Source organism: Zhongshania aliphaticivorans (genome assembly GCF_902705855.1).
In the GTDB taxonomy this organism is placed as follows: domain Bacteria; phylum Pseudomonadota; class Gammaproteobacteria; order Pseudomonadales; family Spongiibacteraceae; genus Spongiibacter; species Spongiibacter aliphaticivorans_B.
On the sequence record NZ_CACSIJ010000014.1, the window covers coordinates 316,365 to 332,645 of the forward strand.

The window sequence follows — 16,281 nt, forward strand, 5'->3', positions numbered from 1 at the left end:
ATGAAACTTAAATTCGACCCCAGTCTGGATTATCAGCAAGACGCTATTGCCTCTACCTTAGCGGTATTTGATGGCCTGGCAACAGATGGCGAAGCCTACCGTCGTTTGGGGATTGCCAATACCTTGGTGATAGACCCTGATAAATTACTGGCTAATACTCAAAAAATTCAACAACAAAACGTGATTGAAAAATCTGCTAGCCTGTATGCAGATGATGATACCTATCCTTTTCCAAACTTTTCGGTAGAGATGGAAACAGGCACCGGTAAAACCTATGTTTACCTGCGCACTATTTTTGATTTGCACAAGCAAAAAGGCTTGTGCAAATTTATTATCGTGGTGCCCTCGGTGGCGATTCGTGAGGGCGTGCTGTCCTCCCTCAAATTAATGAAGGCGCATTTTAAAAGTCTCTACGGCAATACTCCCTTTGACCATTACGTGTATAACTCCAAAGACCTCTCCAAGGTGCGCCAATTCGCCACGGCCAACACTTTACAGATTCTCATCATTAATATTCAGGCATTTCTGCGCGATGCCGGTGATGTGGAAAGTTATGATGAGTTAACAGATGAGGAAATCAAAAAGCTCTCGGTGATTCACCGCGAGCAAGACAAAATGTCGGGGGTTAAACCCATTGAGTTTATTCAGGATGTACGCCCGGTATTAATTATTGATGAGCCGCAATCGGTGGATAACACCCCCAAAGCCCAGCGCGCGATTAATCATCTAAAGCCTTTGTTTGCCCTGCGTTATTCTGCTACCCACAAAAGCCCCTACCATGTGCTCTATCAGTTAGGGCCAGTAAAAGCCTACGATTTAAAATTGGTTAAGCAAATTTCCGTTGCCTCCATTCAGTCGCAAGCCAATATCAATCAAAACTATTTAAAACTCAGCAAAATAGGCTTTGTGGGTAAAGCGAAAACGCCCTCTGCATCGGTGGTGATTTTTGAAGATGCACCCAAAGGCACCAAAGAAATTACTGTAACACTAAAGCAGGGAACGGATTTAGCTGACCACAGTAATCGAGCCGGTTACGAAGGCTATGTAGTAGATGAAATTTATGCCGAGCCAGGTGCGGAATATGTGCGCTTTGCCAATAATGTTGTATTGGAGCCACAGCAAGAACAAGAAGGTATTCACCAAGAGGTGATGAAAGAGCAAATTCGCCAAACGGTGGAGGAGCACTTTAAAAAAGAGCGCAACTTACAAAAGCAGGGTTTACAGGTAAAAGTGTTGTCGCTATTTTTTATCGACAAAGTGGCCAATTATAAATTTTATGATGAACATGGTAACGAGCAAAAAGGCAAAATAGCCCACTGGTTTGAAGAGGCTTACCAAGAGTACGCCGCATCGCCTTTATTTAGCCAATTACCCAAGCGCAATGCAACACAAGTTCATAATGGTTATTTTGCCGAGGTAAAGAAAAAGGGCAAAGTGGTGGAGTTAAAAGACACCACCGGCAATACCGCCACCGATGCCGAAGTCTACGAACTGATTATGAGAGACAAAGAGCGCCTGTTGGATGACAGCGAGCCCTTGCGCTTTATCTTCAGCCATTCGGCACTAAAAGAGGGCTGGGATAACCCCAATGTCTTCCAAATTTGTACCTTACGCGACATTGGTAGCGAACGTGAACGCCGCCAAACCCTTGGCCGTGGTTTACGTTTGGCGGTGGATGCCAACGGCGATAGGCTTTACGACCCACAAGTGAATCGTTTAACGGTTATTGCCAGTGAATCCTTCGAGCAATACGCTAAAAACCTGCAAAACGAAATGGAAAAAGACATTGGCGGCGGCTTTAAGTTTGGCCGAGTACCAGCGATAGCCTTCGCCACACTGGCAGGCGACGATCAAATAGCACTTGGGCAAGAGAACTCCAAAAAATTATGGCAGCACTTAAAAGCCGAAGATTACTTGGATGCCAAAGGAGATATCACCGCCAAATTTAAACCTGATGATTTGTATTTTAATTTAACCCTGCCAGCGCAATATCAGCCGCTAGAAAATGCCATTATCGACAAGCTGCGCAGCTTTATGTTTGCTGGCCGCGTCCAGGATGCCCGCAAACGAACCCCGGTCAGTTACAACAAGCGGGTGGAACTCAACCCTGATTTTAAAGAACTGTGGAATAAAATTAGTCAAAAAACCCGCTACCTGATCGCGTTTTCTACCGCTAAACTGATTGACTTGGCCTGCCATAAAATTCAAACCATGCCGGTTATAAAGCCTGTTGCGCTAACCATTGACCACACTCAGGCTAAGTTAACACAGGCAGGTTTTGGTGCTGATCGACAAATTCAAACCACACGAGAGCGTTATATCTCTTCTCACACCACCTTGCCGGATATATTAAGCGTACTGCAAGAGCAAACCGAACTCACGCGCACTACGCTGTATGAGATCATCAAGCGCTGTAATCGCTTAGGCGAATTTAAAGCTAACCCGCAAGGCTTTATTTTTGAAGTGAGCAAGCAAATTCATAAAGCCTTGGATGAGCTGCTCGTTGACGGTATTCGCTATGAAAAATTGGCGGGTGAGCACTACAAAATGGAATTGTTTAACGAGCCAGAGTTAGAGGCCTACCTCGACCGTGCTTATCACGTACAACACGCCGAAACAGGGGCTTGTGCGCAAACACCTTACGACTACATCGAATATGACTCTCATATTGAGCATCAAACTGCTCACGCGTTAGATGGCGCAGAGAATGTAAAGTTTTTTTGTAAGCTCCCTCGCTGGTTCAAAATTCCCACGCCTGTAGGCAGTTACAATCCAGACTGGGCCGTGGTATTGGAGAATGACAAAAAAGTATATTTAATACGCGAAACTAAATCCACCCATGACAGCGATAAGCGCCGCATGGAAGAAAACTTAAAAATAATTTGTGGCGAAGCCCATTTTAAAGCATTAGAGGGTGTGGATTATCGCGTTGCTATATCCGCCAAGGAAGTTGTTTCCATCGATTAAAAATTAATGAAGTTTATAGGGGAGGTCTTGAGTTTTTATTTTCATGCATGGTTTCAAGCGATGGAATGGTTGTTGTATATCAATGGGAAGGATTTATGATTAGTAGTATGAGGGAAAAATATCTTGAAGCCTTAAAGACGTGTGATGGCTGGGTGATTGTCTCAGAGTGGGCACTACGATTTGGCGAGCTATATCCCGATCTGCTGGAAAAGGCCAACATTGAAGCTGCAAATCAGGCAAATGATACTACGGGCTTAAGAGAGATAGCCGCGCGCATTAGTTCGATTATCAGCCAAGGTGGCTACGAAGACAAAATAGAAATTGATACAAGTGAGCGTCCAAGAAAGATTCGTTTTATCCCGGAAGGGCAGCGCAGTCAACACGAGTGCCAAGAAATTGAAGAAGATGTTGCTCCTCTGCAACGTAATGAGATCATCCGTTTAGCTAACCTTGTTATGGGGAATCGCGATCAATATAGAGTTAGCGAATTCGAGGCTATTTCAAAACAATTAAGAATATTCTTTGCTCTTGATTTTGAAGTCGACCACTCAAAAGCCTTGCTTAATAAGCTTGAACCTGGAAACCACCATCCTGATAATTTTCAATTAATACTTAAAGCGCACAATGCCAAAAAGAATAATGATAATTGGGAGCGTTTTACTATAGATGAACAAATTTCCTACATTGAAACAGCTATCAAGTTACAGGGTATTGTTGCCTCCAGATTTAATATCGAAATGGAGCAGCAGATATTAGGGTCGCTACTTGAAAGACTGAAGGCTGTTTATTGAGGAAAGTATGAGAAAACGCAGTATAGCGCAGCGATTGCCGATATCAGCCCTGACTGGCGCGCATAAAGTAGTGTCAGCCTGAAAAGACCCAATTCAGGTACCAAAGTACCCATAAAGGGTCTCTTTGCGAGTAAGGTTTTGTTTCTGCTACCGGCGATGCACTGTTTACTAAAACACAGCAGCGAGTATTGGGATTGTTATATACCAGGTCGTCAAGTGAGTTGTTGATCCTGAGTTTCCTAATGCAGAGTTGCGTTTCCTTGTAGTAATCTTGCTTACACAGGTCGTAGCTGCACTTTGTTCCGCCTAAAATAAAATTCGATTCACTGTCGAGATAGAGAGAAAATTATGGCGCTAGCAATCATTATGATCTTGTACGTCAGCATCGGTGTTTTGGCTGCGGTTGGTTCGATGTATCTTTCCTACCGTTTTGTGCCGGTTCGGTATGAGTCTGCGTTGTATAGCGTGTTTCTAGTTTTTATCGCTGCGTTCTATCTTGCATTTACTTCCTATTTTGGCGATGAGTCGGCGTGGCGGCTTGAAACGACAGCGGTTGTCGTCTTTGCCATTTTGGGTTGCCTCGGTATAAGGCTGCCGATATTGCTTATCGCTGGCTACGCACTGCATGGTGCGTGGGATCTTCTTCATGAGATTCATCAGCACAGCGGAGCAGATGTGTTCGTCGGTAGGCAAGCTACGCAGGTACCACTCGCCTATGGTGCGTTTTGTGCGACGTTTGATTTGGCTGTGGCGGCGTATTTGGTGTATCGGCGCAAGGCGTGGCTTGCGGCCTAGTCGTCATCGCGAGCAAAGAAAGCCCGTGGCTAGTTCGCGCCGGGTCTGTTCTGATATTCCTGCGCCAACTCCGACCTTCGTTCAAGTTATTGAGCAATAAGTATTTTCTCATTTGCGCAGCTAATCCCGACTGTTTTTTCCCTCGACGTCTATACTTTCTAAATACTATGTAAGTTGACACTGCACATTTTGCCTATAAAGTGTCGTAGTGGTTTTTGTTTCGTAAGTCAGTTCGCAAGCGCGAGCAGAGGTTGTAGCAGTGAATGTAAAAATAATAACGGTATTGATCGCTTTGACGTTGGCCGCCTGCGGCGGCAGTGGTTCTGGTCGTGGCAGTTCTGCTGGTACGCCAGACCCTGATCCCGGTTCTGGAGGCACGGCTGAAGACTCAGCGCAGCTTCGGGTGTTGTCGAACCGACCCGATTTGGTGTCGGCGGGTGATGTGCTGGTTGAGGTGGTGCTTGAAAATGCCGAGGCGGTAGATGACTTGGTGTTAACCCGCAATGGCAGCGATGTGACTAGTGTGCTGCATGCAAGCCCGGATAACCCCCTGCGTTTGCTGGGTGTGGTTGACGGATTGGCGGTAGGTGACAACACCCTCAGTGCCAATATCGGTAATGACTTAACCGTAGTGAACCATCCCTCGGGTGGGCCGGTGTTTACTGGGCCGCATATTCAACCTTGGAAGTGCCAGGACACCGCAGCGGATGAGGATTGCAATCAGCCGGTAGAATATACGTGGTTGTATAAGTCGACGAATCCTTTAAATGGTGGCTTGCAACCCTATGACCCCGAGAACCCTGCTAGTGATGTGGCGATGACCACGACCGATACCGGCGAAACTCTGCCGTTTATTGTGCGTCAGGAGAAGGGGTATCAGGCCCGTGATCAGTACACGATCTTTACTTTGCAGAAGGTGGGCGAAGATTGGACGCCGGTGCAACCGCAGTCACAGTGGAATCGCCGCCTGTTAGTGACCCATGGCGGTAACTGCCGTGGCGACCGCGATACCAGCTCACCGAAAACCGATGATTATTCAGGGACCATTCCCGGTAACCCGCTTATCGATCAGTCTTATATTACGGCCTTGGGCTTAGGGTGGTCGGTGCTGTCGACTGCGCAGTTGAATTTGGGACACAACTGTAATCTTAGCTATCAGGCTGAATCGTTGATGATGGCGAAGGAGCGCTTTATAGAGCAGTACGGTGAGTTGCGTTATACCGTCGGCACTGGCTGCTCGGGCGGTGCGATTACCCAGAATATGATCGCCAATGCCTACCCCGGTTTGTACCAAGGCTTACTAACTACTTGCACCTATCCAGATGTGATGAGTACCGCTACCCAGTTTGCGGATTACCATATTTTGCTACGTTACTTTAAAACCAATATGAATGATCCCGCGCTATTGGCGCGTGATGGCACGCTATTTACTGTGCTTCAACAGAACGAGGTTTATGGTCATCTGGACGGTATTGTGAATGCCTCTGTAGCAGATTCGGCGCTGTTTGCCGAGGCGGTTGATCCCGCGTCCCACTGCGGAGGCATTAGTGACGAAGAGCGTTTCGACCAAGATACCAATCCTGGCGGTGTGCGCTGCGATGTGCTGAGCTTTATGCAAAATATGATTGGTCCGCGCGAGCAATTCCCCGCAGAGGACCAGCAGCGCGATCATTGGTCGCAAATAGAAAAAGATCTAGGTTATGGTTTTTCTGGTTTCCCCTTGGGGAATGAGGGTGTGCAATACGGCCTCATTCCACTGCAACAAGGGACTATACTTCCTAGCCAATTTTTAAAGCTGAACACCAATATCGGCGGCCTTGATCCGAGTTTGAACGTGACCGCTGAGCGTTTAAAACCGGATTACCCCGCGCTGCCAAATGCCTACCGCACGGGGATTCTAAATACTGCGGTGAATATGGACACGGTGCCGATTATCAATATGACGGGCCCCGATCCGGGCATCGCTCACGACAGTGTGCACGGCTATTGGGTGCGCTGGCGCTTAGAGCGTGAGTTTGGCAACCGCGACAACTTTGTCCACTGGGGTGGTCTAGTCCCCTTGGTTGGTGATCTCACGTATATGAGCCAATCGTTGGTCGCCATGGCGTCTTGGCTAGACGCGATAGAAGCAGACACCAGTGACACACCTCTGGCGGAGAAAATTGTGACTAACAAGCCCGCGAGTGTGCAGGACCAGTGCAGCGGCGTGCCGGGGCAAATGTGTCCTGAAGAGCTCATGTTGGTATTCGGTACGCCGCGCACCCAAGCTGGTGCTGACAAATACGGTGATCAGGTACAGTGTCAACTAAAGCCCTTTAGCCGCGCTGATAATTACGGCTTGGGCAATATAATCTGGCAAGAGGCGGACTGGCAGAAGCTAGAGCAAACCTTTGCTACTGGCGTGTGCGACTGGTCGAAAAAACCGCTGGCTTGGCAGCCGACGATACCGTGGCTGACGTATCAAGATGATCTTGGCGATGTGATTATTGGCGGCGAACAAATGGCCCCCGCTGAGTTCCCTGCGGGCTGGGCTAGTCCTGCGTTTAGTAAAACCTGGGTGCCAGGTTGGCGGCAACCTTGAGTCAGCTGCTAGCTTAATCCTAGCTGTATATGTATTAAATCGGCGATCCTAAGCTTTAACTTGCAAGAGCTTAGGATCTCAATTAATTATTAGATAAGGTGTTAATTTTAAATCAAATCCATTTTGGTTCGGGCAAGTGACGACATAATTTTGCTGAGTAATTCCGGTTGGGAGCGCACGCCAAGTTTTGTGTATATAGCTTTAAAATGCGATCTAATAGTGCTCTCTTTAACGATCATTGCTTCTGCAATTTCTCGAATTACTAAGCCGCTACTTAAATGGCGAGTCACGATGGCTTCGGTAGCAGTTAGGCCATATAAAATTTCTAGCCCCGCTAGATCAATATTCATATTTGCATTTGTGCTAGTGTTTTTAATTTGCAGGAGGATGCCGAGCTCCTGCGTACCAGGCGCTAGGCTGGGAAGTAAATGTGGTTCTATGCTGATTTGATACTGGTCTGTTCGTGCGTAATTGCACCGGATGCGTGATTTATTCTCAGTGAAGTCATTAATATTATTTATCAATTGATTGATGGTGTTACGCAATTTGTGTGGCCGGAACGGAACGATAGCTTTCCAGCATTAATGCAAGTGATGTCTTGCTGCAGAAAGTCCTCGGCCAAAGCATTTTGAGAAACGATGGCTCCGTCTGACCGCAGCAGGTAGGCGGCGCTGTCTATGATGCCGGTGATTGCATCGAATCCACTTTGTAGCGACTCTAAGGCGATATTGCGCTTATAAATGGCTAGTGCGTTTTGCAGGTGGGGAACAAACAGGTTTAGTGTTTGGAGTTCATCGTCGCTAAATGGCTTGTGTTGGTGGCCGCGCTGAATGGTCACGCGAAAGGCTTGGCCAATCTTGGGATCTTCAATATACGCGCCACAGGCATATCGTATATCTAACGGCTTGGTATAGTCCGCATAAAATTCCGATGATAAAAAATGTCGATCTGGTAGTAATTCATTGCTATGAAACTGTAGTGGGGTACGGTCGGCCATCGCCTCTGCCTACACATCAGTGTGTACGTAATGTTCGCCGTAGACTTGCAATTCATCGTCGCTCAAATGACGAGACAGCACAATGTCGGTGGAGTGAGTTTCGATTTCCTCAAACATCAACGTTGTCGAGCGCGACGGTATTTCTGTTTCTAGCATGGCAAAAAATGCCATCCACCCATCGGCTTGGTGAGCGTGTCGATAGAGCTCACCGATAAGTTGGGATAATTTACTGCTCTGCATCAACTATTATGGCCTTGTTTATTACGCTTTGACTCGCTTCCCTGCTGCCATTTTTGATTAGTTCTCCCAAATCTAGGGGAGGCACTCAATAAACTATACCGTTAGACGTAAGTGTGAGCAATTGTATCTGCCCCCGCTGATACCGCGTGGGCTCTAGATGAGCGAATATGGCGAAGTGCTAAGTGTTTTTAGCCGCGAAGCTAAGGTTATTACAATAATAAAGCGCGTAGCGGTGCTCATCTCCGTCGCGTAAAACCAAGGGGATATTTATGGTGAGATTTCTTAACGGGCAAGCTAGTGCGGGCTTGGTGCGTAAAACCTTTGGCGTAGTTGATACTATTTGAAGCGCCTTACAAGCATTGGAAGTTCGCAAGCAATAGCTTTCCGCCCGCTTACTCGTCAGCTTTAACTGGAGATATATTCATGAGCACAATCAAGAAAAGCCATTCTGCCAATACCGTGTGATTGCCTGACAAAGCAGCGGGCTATCTCAAGCTATGTACTGTAAACAGCATGAGATTAAATTGCTCAGATACAGCAACATCTCTCGTTATGGTTCCTCCTTGGTTTGCAAAGCGCTAGCTCTACTTGACATTGATCCTGTAAACGCTATTCTTTGTTCGCGAATCGCGAACAAAGAATAGCTATATGAACCTCAAGCCCCAAGACATTGTATTTCTCCTAAAATTGATAGCCATCGGCAAAAAACCTTGGTCATTCAGTAAGATAGCTATCGAGTTAGAGATGAGCTCGTCAGAGGTGCACGCTGCAGCACAGCGGGCGCTGGCGGCTGGTTTGGCGATTAAACTGGACGCAGATGTCAGGCCTCATATTCGCAATTTGAGTGAATTTCTTGAACACGGTATTCAGTATGTGTTCGTGCCAGAGCGAGGGGCGCTGCAGAGAGGTATGGTCACTGCTTATGCCGCATCACCGCTGAATAGCGAGTTTAGCGGTATTAGTGAAGCGCCACCTGTATGGCCAGATCCAGAGGGTACGGTTCGCGGGGAGGCGTTTTCTCCTTTGTATAAGTCGGCACCTGCGGCGGCGAGGAATGATTCGAAATTATATGAATTGCTGGCATTGGTAGATGCGATTCGTGGAGGGCGCGCCCGCGAGCGGGAAATGGCAAAGCGGATGCTAAAAGAGGCGCTGGAGAGCTATGGCTAGGGTACAAAATCCAAATATAGAAATTTTGATGCTGGCAATTAGTCAGTTGGATGAGCTAGTCGAAGAAATGGTGTTTGTGGGTGGTTGCGCGACAGGCTTACTTATTTCTGACCCTGCGGCTCCACCGATTAGGGTGACTCGGGATGTGGATGCGATTATTCAGGTATTGTCGCGAGCAGATTATTACAAGCTAGCAGATCGGCTGCGTAATAAAGGCTTTTCGGAAGATCACAGCGATGGTGCGCCGCTGTGTCGATGGGTGAATGGCGCAGTGATTTTAGATGTCATGCCGACAGACGAAAACATCATGGGTTTTGGCAACCGTTGGTATAAGGCAGCAGCTGAAAATACTCGGCGAGTGGCGCTGCCGCCGGGACGGGCAATTCTGATGATTACAGCGCCGCATTTTTTAATGACTAAATTGGAAGCGTTCGACGGTCGAGGTAGGGGTGATTACTTGATGAGCCACGATATTGAAGACATTGTGGCTGTGTTAGATGGGCGGGCTGAAATTGCGGATGAAATAAAAAGTAGTGAAATTGATTTGCAGTCGGCATTGGCGGCGCGATTTAGAGCGCTCTTGCTAGATCCGCGTTTTGTGGAGGCTGTGCCTGAGCATCTTCCCTCCGAGCAAATAAGCCTCGCACGGATGCCGGCTATTATGCGTCTTATAAAAAATACTGCGGCGTTGCCCCTGAATTAAGTCGGGGCAAGCGATGTTTTTGCTTACCCCGCAATCGGAGGATGGTCATCGTACTCATCTGCCGTTGGATAAACCTCTGGTTCAAATGCCTCTCTAAATGCATTCACCTGTTCCAGTGCCTCTTCGATATTGGCTTTGTATTTTGCAATGTGAAAGAGTGCGTCGCCTTCATAAACAAGTGGTAAAAAGGTCCGGCCGATGACGATGCCGTCATCGCTGGCGAGTATCTTTACGTCTGAGCTGTTGTCGCCCATTGGGTCGGAAATCAGTGCTAGCACATCGCCTTTACTTACAAAGGCACCTAGCGGAACGAGTGCTCTTAGTACGCCGCTGCTGGTTGCGCGCAGCCATGCGGATTGCCCTGTGATCATGCTGCTGCGTTTGGGCTTTTTACTTCGCGATGCCGGTAGCATGCCAATTTGGCGCATAACATTGAGTATGCCGCTTACTCCGGCGCGAATAGCCACTTCGTCAAAACGCAGAGCTTCGCCAGCTTCGTAAAGCAAGACTTGAATATTACTTTCGCTGGCGATTTCTCGCAGTGAGCCATCCCGCGTTGCCGAGTGCAGAATAACCGGCGCGCCAAAGCTTTCCGCCATGGCGAGGGTGGATTTGTCTTTTATGTCGGCGCGGATCTGCGGCAGATTACTGCGGTGTCTTGCGCCGGTGTGCAGGTCGATACCGTGGGTGCATTTCAGCACAACTTCATTGAGGAAGGTGTGGGCCATGCGTCCCGCGAGGGAGCTTTTGGGCGAGCCTGGAAAGGAGCGGTTTAGGTCGCGGCCATCGGGAAGGTAGCGGCTATTATTTAAAAAGCCGTGAACATTTACGATGGGTATGGCCAGCAGGGTACCGCGCAGTGAACGCAGAGCTTTGTGCTGGAGCAGGCGGCGGACAATTTCGACGCCATTAATTTCATCGCCATGAATGGCTGCGCTCACAAATAGCGTCGGGCCGTCTTTGCGACCACGCACCGCTTTTACCGTCATCGATAATTCGGTGTGGGTGTATAGATTCGCGACTGGCAATTCTATTTGTTGCCGAGAGCCGGCGATGATATCAACGCCGGCGATAGTTAGTTTTTGCATGTTTGTGTTTTCAGCCCGTTCCTCGGGTTTTATTTTTATTCGGTCCGGCATTTTCTTCAATAAATTTTACAATTTCGGCCGCGACATTTTTCTTGCTAGCCGTTTCGATGCCTTCGAGTCCTGGCGATGAATTCACCTCCATGACGAGCGGGCCGCGCGATGAGCGCAAAATATCTACACCGGCAACATTGAGTCCCATAATTTGCGCAGCCTTTACCGCAGTTGCGCGTTCCGCTGGGGTAAGGCGTGTTAGCTCAGCGGTGCCGCCGCGATGCAGATTGGAGCGGAATTCGCCGCTGGCTGCGGTGCGCTGCATAGCCGCAACGACCTTTTTACCAATTACCAGGCAGCGCACGTCGGCGCCACCGGCTTCTTTAATAAATTCTTGCACTAGGAAGTCGGCCTTTAATTCGCGGAAGGCGTCGATGACGCTCTCGGCAGCCTTGGCTGTTTCGGCTAAGACGACGCCGCGACCTTGGGTGCCTTCTAGCAGTTTGACAACCACAGGTGCGCCGCCAACTAATTTAATGAGTTCTTTGGTGTTGTGAACGTCATGGGCAAAGCTGGAAATTGGCATGCCCACGTTTTTACGCGAAAGTAATTGCAGGGCGCGCAGCTTGTCACGGGAGCGGCCAAGGGCGACTGATTCGGTCAGGCTATAGGTGCCCAACATTTCAAATTGGCGGATAACGGCCAAACCATAGGGTGTAATTGAGGCGCCGATGCGAGGAATAATGGCGTCGAAGCCCTCTAGTTTTTCACCTTTGTACCAAACTACAGGTTCATTGGAACTGAGTTCCATATAGCATTTGAGTGTGTCTAGCACTCGCACTTCGTGGCCACGTTCAGTACAGGCTTCAACTAGACGGCGGGTGGAGTAAAGACGTCTGTTGCGTGACAGTATTGCAATTTTCATTATGACGGTATCTCGCGGTTGTGTGGGGCTGGCGGCGGTGTGCTCTGATCCATCCAGACCCTAAATAGTTCCCGTTGCGCGCGGGGGTTTCTGGCTTGCGCAGTAAGATCGGCCAGGGTCGACGGTGTAGCGGTTTTTCATCGCAGTGCGTCCCAATAACATACGGAACATCATCTGCGAGCGGTCTGCTAGTGTTACCTCCGCAGTGAATTGTTCGTTGCCGATGTTAATCGTGGTCTCTACAACATAGCGCATACTGCGGTGACCGCCAGAGTCGGTGACTTGGCGATAGTCTTTTATTGGTGCGCGGCAGTGTATTGGTGCATCAGTTTGGTGTTGTAGCGGCTGCACCTTGAACTCTACCCATTGCTCGCCGTCGACGGTGATGGTGTGAATATCAATAGCGTGTAGCGAGGAGCTGCGTGCACCAGTATCAATTTTTGCTTTGATGCCGTTTATTCCCAACTCGGGCAGACTGATCCATTCGCGCCATCCTAATATTGTCTGTGCCAAACGCTGCCTCTATGTATTAAGACCTTAAGGTGGCCAGCATAGCGGCTTAGATTGCTAGGGAATAGCATTGAAAAGAATTTTTTGTGCGGAGCAGCGACGGCGAATGAGGTCGCCGTCGCTGCTAGGTGTTGCGGTAGGGTACTTATTTTCTGATCATTGTGTTTAGGGTCTTATCGCATTTATCGCCGTAGGGCGGCAGCATACCGCCCAATTTTTGGAAATTGACGTTACTTTGTGTGTAAATTGCCTTGGCATGACTGAAGGTTTTGAAGCCGTCGTGGCCGTGATAACTGCCCATGCCGCTGGGGCCTATGCCGCCAAAGGGCAGGTCTTCGCAGCTAACGTGGAAAATTACATCATTGATGGTCACTGCGCCGGAGGTTGTCGAGTCCAGCACATGGCGTTGCTCTGCCTTGTCTTTGCCGAAATAGTACAGGGCCAGGGGGCGTGGGCGAGCGTTTACATAGTCGATGCAATCGCTGACGGTGGTGTAGGTCTTAATACACATAATCGGCCCGAATAGTTCTTCTTGCATGACAAGCAGGTCGTCGCTGGGGTTGGCGATGAGTGTGAGCGGAATTTTATGAGTGCCCTGCTGCTGACTAAAGTCTTCGTTGGCGGGGTTGATCTCGCGGATGTCGGCGCCTTTTTGGCGAGCATCTTCTAAGTAGCCTAGTAAGCGTTGGTAATGACGCTCATTGACCACGGAGCTGTAATCTGGATTCTCGCGTAGGGTGGGGAAAAGATTGCAGATATAGCTGTTTGCTGCGGTGCAAAAATCGTCGAGCTGGTCTTCTGGGATAAATACATAATCAGGTGATAGGCAGACTTGGCCGACATTGAGGATCTTGCCGGCAAAAATGCGCTCTACGGCCTCTTGCAGGGGGTAACTTTTGCTGACAATAACCGGCGACTTGCCGCCTAGTTCTAGCGTGACGGGGGTGAGGTTGTCTGCGGCGGCACGCAGAATATGGCGGGCGATGCTGGTCGCGCCGGTGAAAATAATGTGATCAAAGGGTAGCGCGGAAAAGCTAGCGCCCACATCCGGCCCGCCGTTGAATACCGCGATTTCATCGCTAGAGAAATATTTTGCCGTCAAGGTTTCTAGTAGGGCGCCGGTTTGCGGCGTAACTTCTGAACACTTGATCATGGCGCGATTACCAGCGGCAAGCACGCCGGCCAGCGGTGCAAAAACGGTATTGAGTGGGAAATTCCAAGTGCCGATAATCCCAATAACGCCCTTGGCTTGGTACTCTACCTTGGCCTTGGCGCCCATTAAATTCATGGGGAATGGCGCTTTACGCTTTTCAGTTTTCATCCATGTTTTAAGATGCTTTTTGCTGTGTTTGAGGCACTCAATGGTGGCGTAGATGTCAGACATCAGGGACTGGTGGCTGCTGCGGTGGCCAAAGTCGAGCGCCAGGGTTTCTACAATGGCGTCGCGGTTATCGAAAATTAAGTCGATGGCGCGTGAGAGCCGGTCGATCCGCAGTTCAGCACTCGCTGGGCCCTCGGTGATGCAAAGCTTGCGCTGGTTTGCTAGCGTGGCGCTCATGGCCGACATAGCGGAACTGTCATTGAGATTGCTCATAGTGTTCTCCCTGTTGCTTTTGTTGTAGGTATGGGTGTGATGTGGTGGGTATGTGGTTTGGCTGAGGGCAGCCCGACCTTTTTATAGATAAAAAAGGAATGTGTAGATGAAAAACCGAGTAGCTAGTATTTTGGGCCGCCAAGTGGCGTTTGCATTGTGTGCTTTGCTGCCGATGTTTGCCGTAGCCGCCACTTTGCCTGACTCGCCACATGTGGTGGTGGCCGCGCTTGGCGAAGTGGAGGCGCTGCCCGATATTGCCAAGCTGCAGCTGCAAATTTCTGAAACTCGCGACACTGCGGTTGACGCGAAAGACCGCGTAGATGAAAGAACCGCGCGGGTACTGACGGCAGTACGTGAGCAAGGCGTGCCGGATGCCGATATTCGTGCCTCGCAGATTCGTATTTATCCCGATTACGAGTGGCAGGACGGCAAGCGTATGCTGCGCGGTCAGCGTGTTGAGCGCAGTATCGACTTGACCCTGACGGATTTGAGTCGCTATGGCGCGGTGCTTGACGGCTTGGTGCAGGCGGGTATTACCGAGTTGGGCAATGTGAGTTTTGACTTGTCTAACCGCGACGAACTGATGGCGCAGGCTGTTCAGGCGGCGATGGCCAATGCTAACGCCAAGGCGGCAACCCTCGCGGCGGGCTTTGGCCGCAGAGTGGCGGGTGTTTATCACATTGATGAAGGTAGCAGCGGGCCGATCAGACAAGAGCGTATGGTGATGATGGACGCGAAAATGAGTGCGGCGCCCATGTTGCTTGGCAAAGAAACCGTGAGTGCCAGTTTGAATGTGGTGTTTTTGCTGAAGTAACGGCTCGTTCGCGGCGGGCTTTGTATTGAAAAAGTGTCGGCCATAAAAAAAGCACCCAAAAAATGGGTGCCAAGCGGGGGTGCTACTATGGAGACCGTTGATAATGGGCTTAGTCATTAACGATGGGATTAGATTAGCGCCAGCCGCATATGGAAAACATTCGTAATTATGCGTACATAAATGGTTGTTTGCGAAGTAGCTCATATCACGGTCGGATCACGAAAGGTGAGGAGTTCTTCGGGGCAGTTACTAAAATCTCGGGCACTGTCGGCGGTGCGTTTTGCTTTTTCGATTTGTGGCGTACTGTAGCTGTAGCAAACACCTTGCATGACATCCGCGTGATCTAAGGCTGCCTGCCCAGCTTGGGTGTTAATGTTGTAGCGGCGGGCGCTGGAAACAAAATATCCCTTTTGTAGCGCGAAGGCGGCTTCTTTGCGGTCGCCATCAAATTCAGCGTTAGCCCACTTGCTGAATCCCTTGTACAGCACGTTGCCGGCGAGGTTTTCTGGCGCGGTAATTTCCCAATTACAGGCTTCCCAGCGGTGGTTTAATTCGCCGTTAACGCGTATTTCAGAGCGCGCGGCTTCGTCGCCAATTTGATCCTCAATGCAAATGTCATAAAACCACTCTGTTTGCTGCCTGCGCGCGTGGCGAATCGCCATCAGCACGAGGTCTAGCAAATGGGTGCAATTGCCACCGGCATCGGTGTGGGGAATGAGGTCTTGAATGTCCTCACACAGCGGCAGCCCAATGAGCTTACGGATGGGCTCGGAGGCACCTGGGCAGGTATCAAAGGGAATTCGCAGTACGTCGCTGTCTATGTTGGTGACATAATGGCCGTCGTGGGTCACGGTGCAGCGGAAGGCATGATTGGTGTCTTCGAGCTCGCCGCGAACAGTATTGCCGATATTTACTAAGCGGATGCGACGCCGATAGCGGCCTCGGCCGTAATTCGGGTTTTTGGGGTAGTCTTCTTCCGCGGGCATACGTGTGTCCTCCACAATAGGCTACGATATTAGCGACTTGCTGGCCAAAGAGAGTGACCGTAGCGGTCTATTTCAGTGACGCTTTCGGTCATTGCTGACGGGCGTGTGCATCTAATAACAATGTGGTGG

The 16,281-nt window shown here is 49.5% G+C and carries 15 protein-coding genes; 7 read left to right on the forward strand and 8 right to left on the reverse strand.

The features are described 5' to 3' along the window. The 4 genes from GVJ32_RS13530 (at window position 1) to GVJ32_RS13545 (ending at window position 7,134) form a co-directional block, all read left to right on the forward strand. Entirely contained in the window at window positions 1–2,967 is a 2,967-nt protein-coding gene (locus GVJ32_RS13530; protein ID WP_159240627.1) for a DEAD/DEAH box helicase family protein, read from the forward strand. Between the two features lie 95 nt (window positions 2,968–3,062). Continuing rightward, window positions 3,063–3,758, forward strand: coding sequence for a hypothetical protein (locus GVJ32_RS13535; RefSeq protein WP_200841420.1), 696 nt, complete (start codon window positions 3,063–3,065; stop codon window positions 3,756–3,758). 348 nt (window positions 3,759–4,106) lie between these two features. Then, window positions 4,107–4,553, forward strand: coding sequence for a DUF6010 family protein (locus tag GVJ32_RS13540; protein WP_159240628.1), 447 nt, complete (start codon window positions 4,107–4,109; stop codon window positions 4,551–4,553). 259 nt (window positions 4,554–4,812) lie between these two features. Then, window positions 4,813–7,134, forward strand: a complete 2,322-nt coding sequence (locus tag GVJ32_RS13545) for a DUF6351 family protein (protein WP_159240629.1) — start codon at window positions 4,813–4,815, stop codon at window positions 7,132–7,134. A 107-nt stretch (window positions 7,135–7,241) separates the two neighbouring features. Here GVJ32_RS13545 and GVJ32_RS13550 read toward each other — a convergent pair whose 3' ends face one another. The 3 genes from GVJ32_RS13550 to GVJ32_RS13560 all read right to left on the reverse strand — a co-directional run bounded on the left by GVJ32_RS13550 (window position 7,242) and on the right by GVJ32_RS13560 (window position 8,371). Further along, window positions 7,242–7,484 carry a helix-turn-helix domain-containing protein gene (locus tag GVJ32_RS13550; protein ID WP_159240630.1) on the reverse strand — a complete coding sequence of 81 codons (243 nt, stop codon included), beginning with the start codon at window positions 7,482–7,484 and terminating at the stop codon, window positions 7,242–7,244. Window positions 7,485–7,654: 170 nt separating this feature from the next. Continuing rightward, a complete protein-coding gene (locus GVJ32_RS13555; RefSeq protein WP_159240631.1) occupies window positions 7,655–8,131 on the reverse strand; it encodes a hypothetical protein in 477 nt (158 codons plus the stop codon). Window positions 8,132–8,140: 9 nt separating this feature from the next. Next, window positions 8,141–8,371, reverse strand: coding sequence for a hypothetical protein (locus GVJ32_RS13560; RefSeq protein WP_159240632.1), 231 nt, complete (start codon window positions 8,369–8,371; stop codon window positions 8,141–8,143). Window positions 8,372–9,115: 744 nt separating this feature from the next. Between GVJ32_RS13560 and GVJ32_RS13565 the strand changes: the two genes are divergently transcribed. Both GVJ32_RS13565 and GVJ32_RS13570 read left to right on the forward strand, forming a co-directional pair. Further along, window positions 9,116–9,541 (forward strand): hypothetical protein, encoded by a 426-nt coding sequence (locus tag GVJ32_RS13565; protein ID WP_235035134.1) that lies wholly within the window; start codon window positions 9,116–9,118, stop codon window positions 9,539–9,541. Further along, complete coding sequence (locus tag GVJ32_RS13570) at window positions 9,534–10,244, forward strand: hypothetical protein (protein WP_159240634.1); 711 nt, start codon at window positions 9,534–9,536, stop codon at window positions 10,242–10,244. The genes GVJ32_RS13565 and GVJ32_RS13570 overlap by 8 nt, the downstream gene beginning before the upstream one ends. Window positions 10,245–10,267: 23 nt before the next feature. On the opposite strand, the gene GVJ32_RS13575 is transcribed toward GVJ32_RS13570, so the two are convergent. The 4 genes from GVJ32_RS13575 to GVJ32_RS13590 form a co-directional block, all read right to left on the reverse strand. Next, window positions 10,268–11,332, reverse strand: coding sequence for a succinylglutamate desuccinylase/aspartoacylase family protein (locus tag GVJ32_RS13575; RefSeq protein WP_159240635.1), 1,065 nt, complete (start codon window positions 11,330–11,332; stop codon window positions 10,268–10,270). 10 nt (window positions 11,333–11,342) lie between these two features. Beyond that, window positions 11,343–12,248 carry a 30S ribosomal protein S6--L-glutamate ligase gene (rimK, locus tag GVJ32_RS13580; protein ID WP_103683820.1) on the reverse strand — a complete coding sequence of 302 codons (906 nt, stop codon included), beginning with the start codon at window positions 12,246–12,248 and terminating at the stop codon, window positions 11,343–11,345. Between the two features lie 60 nt (window positions 12,249–12,308). After that, complete coding sequence (locus tag GVJ32_RS13585; RefSeq protein WP_159240636.1) at window positions 12,309–12,761, reverse strand: ATP-dependent zinc protease family protein; 453 nt, start codon at window positions 12,759–12,761, stop codon at window positions 12,309–12,311. A 142-nt stretch (window positions 12,762–12,903) separates the two neighbouring features. Beyond that, entirely contained in the window at window positions 12,904–14,352 is a 1,449-nt protein-coding gene (locus GVJ32_RS13590) for a coniferyl aldehyde dehydrogenase (RefSeq protein WP_159240637.1), read from the reverse strand. 106 nt (window positions 14,353–14,458) lie between these two features. Between GVJ32_RS13590 and GVJ32_RS13595 the strand changes: the two genes are divergently transcribed. Continuing rightward, entirely contained in the window at window positions 14,459–15,166 is a 708-nt protein-coding gene (locus GVJ32_RS13595) for an SIMPL domain-containing protein (RefSeq protein ID WP_159240638.1), read from the forward strand. A gap of 200 nt (window positions 15,167–15,366) precedes the next feature. Here GVJ32_RS13595 and GVJ32_RS13600 read toward each other — a convergent pair whose 3' ends face one another. Continuing rightward, the gene (locus GVJ32_RS13600) at window positions 15,367–16,152 is read right to left on the reverse strand and encodes a DUF2889 domain-containing protein (protein ID WP_159240639.1); all 786 of its coding nucleotides are present in this window, start codon (window positions 16,150–16,152) and stop codon (window positions 15,367–15,369) included. Between the last annotated feature and the right edge of the window lie 129 nt (window positions 16,153–16,281).

What these genes read in the sequence shown, in the direction of transcription:
- GVJ32_RS13530 (WP_159240627.1), top strand. Translation starts at nt 1, where the DNA reads ATGAAACTTAAATTCGACCCCAGTCTGGATTATCAGCAAGACGCTATT.
- GVJ32_RS13535 (WP_200841420.1), top strand. Translation starts at nt 3,063, where the DNA reads ATGATTAGTAGTATGAGGGAAAAATATCTTGAAGCCTTAAAGACGTGT.
- GVJ32_RS13540 (WP_159240628.1), top strand. Translation starts at nt 4,107, where the DNA reads ATGGCGCTAGCAATCATTATGATCTTGTACGTCAGCATCGGTGTTTTG.
- GVJ32_RS13550 (WP_159240630.1), bottom strand. Translation starts at nt 7,484, where the DNA reads ATGAATATTGATCTAGCGGGGCTAGAAATTTTATATGGCCTAACTGCT.
- GVJ32_RS13555 (WP_159240631.1), bottom strand. Translation starts at nt 8,131, where the DNA reads ATGGCCGACCGTACCCCACTACAGTTTCATAGCAATGAATTACTACCA.
- GVJ32_RS13560 (WP_159240632.1), bottom strand. Translation starts at nt 8,371, where the DNA reads ATGCAGAGCAGTAAATTATCCCAACTTATCGGTGAGCTCTATCGACAC.
- GVJ32_RS13565 (WP_235035134.1), top strand. Translation starts at nt 9,116, where the DNA reads ATGAGCTCGTCAGAGGTGCACGCTGCAGCACAGCGGGCGCTGGCGGCT.
- GVJ32_RS13570 (WP_159240634.1), top strand. Translation starts at nt 9,534, where the DNA reads ATGGCTAGGGTACAAAATCCAAATATAGAAATTTTGATGCTGGCAATT.
- GVJ32_RS13575 (WP_159240635.1), bottom strand. Translation starts at nt 11,332, where the DNA reads ATGCAAAAACTAACTATCGCCGGCGTTGATATCATCGCCGGCTCTCGG.
- rimK (WP_103683820.1), bottom strand. Translation starts at nt 12,248, where the DNA reads ATGAAAATTGCAATACTGTCACGCAACAGACGTCTTTACTCCACCCGC.
- GVJ32_RS13590 (WP_159240637.1), bottom strand. Translation starts at nt 14,352, where the DNA reads ATGAGCAATCTCAATGACAGTTCCGCTATGTCGGCCATGAGCGCCACG.
- GVJ32_RS13595 (WP_159240638.1), top strand. Translation starts at nt 14,459, where the DNA reads ATGAAAAACCGAGTAGCTAGTATTTTGGGCCGCCAAGTGGCGTTTGCA.
- GVJ32_RS13600 (WP_159240639.1), bottom strand. Translation starts at nt 16,152, where the DNA reads ATGCCCGCGGAAGAAGACTACCCCAAAAACCCGAATTACGGCCGAGGC.